General features: G+C 42.6%; 4 protein-coding genes. 3 read left to right on the forward strand and 1 reads right to left on the reverse strand.

Annotated elements, in window-relative coordinates; translation table 11 throughout:
* A partial coding sequence (locus WBM49_RS09095) for a biotin-dependent carboxyltransferase family protein (protein ID WP_424371734.1) occupies positions 1-660 on the forward strand: 660 nt, incomplete at its 5' end.
* Positions 661-662: 2 nt separating this feature from the next.
* On the opposite strand, the gene WBM49_RS09100 is transcribed toward WBM49_RS09095, so the two are convergent.
* Positions 663-2,042 carry an aldehyde dehydrogenase gene (locus WBM49_RS09100; RefSeq protein ID WP_424371735.1) on the reverse strand — a complete coding sequence of 460 codons (1,380 nt, stop codon included), beginning with the start codon at positions 2,040-2,042 and terminating at the stop codon, positions 663-665.
* A gap of 246 nt (positions 2,043-2,288) precedes the next feature.
* Here WBM49_RS09100 and ilvD point away from each other — a divergent pair, with 246 nt between their 5' ends.
* Together ilvD and WBM49_RS09110 are read left to right on the forward strand one after the other, a co-directional pair.
* Positions 2,289-3,968, forward strand: a complete 1,680-nt coding sequence (gene ilvD, locus WBM49_RS09105) for a dihydroxy-acid dehydratase (protein ID WP_424371736.1) — start codon at positions 2,289-2,291, stop codon at positions 3,966-3,968.
* 69 nt (positions 3,969-4,037) lie between these two features.
* Positions 4,038-5,004: thiamine pyrophosphate-binding protein (locus tag WBM49_RS09110; RefSeq protein WP_424371737.1), on the forward strand; the 967-nt coding region annotated here is incomplete at its 3' end.

Below are 5,004 nucleotides of genomic sequence, written 5' to 3' on the forward strand. Positions count from 1 at the left end.
GTGTTAGAATTTGAAGAAGCAACATGGATAGCAATCGCCGGGGCCAACCTGTCGCCAACCTTAAATGGAGCAGACATTGAAAATCACAGTGTGCACAAGATACATGCCGGGGATAAACTGGCCTTTGGAAAGCATATTGATGGTCTGAGGGGATACCTGGCGATAAAAGATGGCTTTCAAACCCCACTGATATTAAACAGCAGATCTTATTATTCCTCAATAACCAAAGATGATCACTTAGTTGCCGGTATGGAGGTGCCTTATAAGGAGATACTAGAATTTGAACCCAAGATCACCCATATTATACGGGATGATATGAACAAATTTAAAACGTTTGGCGTAAGTCCCGGGCCAGAATTTGAATTACTAACGGATGCTCAGAAAGAACTCATTTTTAAAAATACTTTTACCATAGCCAAGGAAAATAACCGAATGGCGTATCAAATAGAGGAAACTATAGGCACTCACCAACATATTATGCTTACCTCAGCTACATTACCAGGTACCGTACAGGTTACCCCGGGAGGAAAATTGATCATACTAATGCGAGACGGACAAACTACAGGGGGTTATCCCAGGATATTACAATTGTCGGAGGAAGCAATAGACCACTTGGCCCAGAAAACCTTTGGGGATACCATTTCCTTTAAATTGACCTAATTTTAGAAAAAACGCCCCAACATTTTTGCTATAGACAACGGCAGGGTATAGGGGGGATTTCTTAGAGGTACATCTATCCATGTACCTCGCTTTATTATAGATTTTTGATGCGAAAAGGTTATAAAGGATCTCTTGCCATGATAGGCCCCAATGCCACTGGCACCTACACCTCCAAATGGAAGTTCTTTATTGGTGATATGAATAAGCGTGTCGTTAATCACTCCACCGCCGAAACTATATCGCTTCAAAAGCCTATTTTGAAAAGATGTTCGCCTTGAAAAAATATAAGCAGCAAGCGGCTTGCCGTCTGCCAGGATCCAGGAAGCTATTTCTTCTTCATCCTCATAGGAAATAATGGGTAAAATTGGACCAAAGATCTCTTCCTGCATCAACTTGCTGTCTTTTAATGGTTCATTGATCAGAGTTGGTCCCATAAAGTTGTCTTCCTCATTTGTATCTCCGCCAAATAGTATTTCTTCCCCAGCGAGTAAACCCAGTAACCGTTCGTAATGATCCTTGGACACAATTCTTGCCAGATCATCAGAATTTTCTGTTTCAGAACCAAAGAATTCAGTGATTGCACTACTTAATTCTTTCACTAAATCTTCTTTCACTTTCCTGTGCACTAATATATAATCCGGAGCAATACAGGTTTGGCCAGCATTGAGAAATTTCCCCCACACAATACGCTTTGCAGCCTGAGAGAGAATGGCTGTTTCATCTATAATACAAGGGCTTTTTCCACCCAGTTCCAGCGTTACAGGAGTAAGGTTTTTTGCGGCACTTTCATATACAATTTTGCCAACCTTAGTGCTGCCGGTGAAGAAAATATAATCCCACTTTTCTGCCAGTAACTGCTTGGATACCGGTAACTCTCCCTCTATGACCAAGGCGTGAGAGTCCTCAAATACCGAACTGATCAATTTCTTCAGTAAGGCACTTGTGTGCGGGGTAAGTTCTGAGGGTTTTAATACCACGGTGTTTCCAGCGGCAATAGCTGAAATAAGAGGTAATATAGAAAGTTGGAAGGGATAATTCCAGGGAGCCATTATTAAAACGGTACCATATGGTTCTTTATAGATCCAGCTTGAGGAGGGAAAATTAAGCAGTGACCCCGGTACTCTTTCCGGTTTGGCCCATAATTTCAAATTTGTACATATAGACCTTAATTCTGCCAGAACAAATTGTGTTTCGGCCAATAAGGTTTCAAATTTTGGTTTTTTAAAATCGGCATATAAGGCTTCGCAAATGGCGTCTTGCTGACGTATTATTTCCTTTTGAAGTGATTTTAAGGTCTGTATCCTAAAGTTGATCTCTTTCGTTTTTTCCTTTAAAAAAAACTGCCTTTGTGCCTCTATCTGTTGAGCGATTGAATTTTGCATTCCCAAAAATAGGTATTTTTTTGCCGTAAGGGCGCTCATTTTACAGGATAAAAGATCCAAATTACGCTCATTGAATATGATATAATATTAAGTGCTAAAATATTGAAATACAACTAGATAACTTTAATCTTCTCCTATTGAATTTATACTAGATTCTCTTGTTATTAAAGTGAGGATTTTGAAACAAGTATCTTTGGGAACTGTAGTATTTACGTGTTAAATTAAAGATCTGAGTTATAGAAATACATGGAGTTAAATAAACATAGTAAGAATGTAACACAAGATCCAACCCAACCGGGAGCTCAGGCTATGCTTTACGCAATTGGCCTTTCGGAAGAGGATCTTAAAAAACCATTGATAGGAATAGGAAGTACGGGCTATGAAGGAAATCCTTGCAATATGCACCTCAATGACCTAGCCCAACACGTAAAAAAAGGACTAAAGGAGAAAGATCTTATCGGGCTGGTTTTTAATACGATTGGTGTTAGTGATGGTATTTCAATGGGAACCTACGGGATGCGGTATTCCCTGCCGTCCAGAGATATCATTGCCGATTCTATGGAAACCGTAGTACAGGCAATGAATTATGATGGTCTGGTTACAGTTGTGGGATGTGATAAGAATATGCCGGGTGCCTTAATGGCCATGATACGCCTAAACAGACCTTCCGTACTTGTCTACGGGGGCACTATTGCTTCCGGGTGTCTGAATGATAAGAAGCTAGACATTGTAAGCGCTTTTGAGGCCTGGGGAGAGAAAGTTGCCGGAACCATGAACGAGAAGGAGTTCAAGAGTGTTATTCAAAATGCTTGTCCGGGTGCAGGTGCTTGTGGTGGAATGTATACGGCCAATACCATGGCCTCGGCCATTGAAGCCCTGGGTATGGCCATGCCGTATAATTCATCTAACCCTGCGATTGGTCCCGAAAAGGAAAAAGACTGTATAGCCTCTGGAGTGGCCCTGCGCCATCTACTGGAAAACGATATTAAACCAAGCGATATTATTACCAGAAAATCGTTGGAGAATGCCATAAGGCTTATTACCGTGATGGGTGGTTCTACCAATGCCGTGTTACACTTCCTGGCAATAGCCAAGGCTGCTGAAGTGAGTTTTACCCTCGATGATTTTCAACGTATCAGTGATACAACTCCTTTCCTGGCCGATTTAAAACCCAGTGGAAAATATTTAATGGAAGATGTTCATAGGGTAGGTGGTACCCCAGCGGTTATGAAGTTTATGCTCGAAAATAAGATGTTGCATGGCGATTGCCTTACGGTGACCGGAAAAACCATAGCAGAAAACTTAAAAAACGTGCCCGCTTTAACTAAAGGACAAGACGTAGTGCATTCTTTAGAAAATCCTATTAAAGAAACAGGCCACCTTAGGATTTTATACGGTAATCTGGCATCCGAAGGAGCTGTTGCCAAGATCACAGGAAAAGAAGGCTATCATTTTACAGGCCCTGCAAAAGTATTTGATGACGAATTTAAGGCCAATGCGGGTATTGGGCAGGGAATGGTAAAAAAGGGAGATGTAGTGGTCATACGATACGAAGGACCAAAAGGAGGACCAGGCATGCCAGAAATGCTTAAACCTACGGCCGCAATTATGGGTGCTGGTTTGGGAAAAGAGGTTGCGTTGATTACAGATGGACGCTTTTCAGGAGGCACCCACGGTTTTGTGGTAGGCCATGTTTCACCAGAAGCACAGGATGGCGGGGTAATTGGTTTGTTGAAAGATGGGGATATGATCACCATTGATGCCATTAAAAATAGTATAAGTGTTGCCTTATCGGATGATGAATTAGGAAGAAGAAAGGCTGCCTGGAAACAGCCACCTTTAAAGGTGAACAAGGGAAGTCTTTATAAATATGCCAAAACGGTCTCTTCTGCCTCGTTGGGATGTGTGACCGATGAATTTAATTAAAAGAACAAGAGCTATCAGAATCCCAACAAGGAATTGCTTAGGGATTTAGCGGTAGATAAGATAGAATATATGGAAACGATTGAAAAAAATAAGGAGAAGATTGCCAAGCCTGCCGCATTAAGGATCAGTGGGGCAGAGGCCATTATCCATTGCCTGCTTGCCGAAGGTGTAGATCTTATCTACGGGTACCCCGGCGGAGCAATTATGCCTGTTTATGACGAACTATACAAGTTTCAGGATAAACTTACGCATATCCTTACCAGACACGAACAGGGGGCAACACATGCCGCCCAGGGATATGCCAGGGTTAGTGGAAAAGTTGGGGTAGCCATGGCCACTTCAGGACCAGGTGCCACCAATTTGGTAACCGGCTTGGCCGATGCCCAGATAGATTCTACCGCTATGGTGTGCATTACCGGCCAAGTACCAAGACATTTATTAGGGTCCGATGCTTTTCAGGAAACTGATATTATTGGTATTTCTACCCCTGTAACTAAGTGGAACTATCAGATCACCAAGGCTTCAGAAATTCCAAGTATCATGGCAAAGGCATTTTTTATAGCCAAATCCGGAAGACCTGGCCCTGTACTGATAGATATTACTAAAAATGCGCAATTTGACGAACTCGATTTTCAATACCAGCATTGCACAGGGGTACGCAGTTATCAACCAGTACCCAAAGCAAAGGAGGAAGACCTGGAGGCCGCGGCAGAATTGATCAACAAGGCAAAGAAACCCTTTATAGTATTTGGGCAGGGTGTCATTCTGGGAGAAGCAGAAGAGGAGTTAAGGCAACTTGTAGAAAAAGGTGGTATTCCTGCCGCATGGACCATACTGGGACTTTCCGCTATGAATACAGATCATCCACTTAATGTTGGGATGGTAGGCATGCATGGTAATTATGGCCCCAACGTGCTTACCAACGAGTGTGATGTTTTGGTCGCCATTGGGATGCGATTCGATGATCGGGTAACCGGAAGTCTCGATACCTACGCCAAGCAAGCCAAGGTCATTCACCTTGAAATAGACCCGGCAG

Origin of the sequence: Muriicola sp. (genome assembly GCF_049669965.1) — a bacterium.
Taxonomy (GTDB): Bacteria; Bacteroidota; Bacteroidia; order Flavobacteriales; family Flavobacteriaceae; genus Muriicola.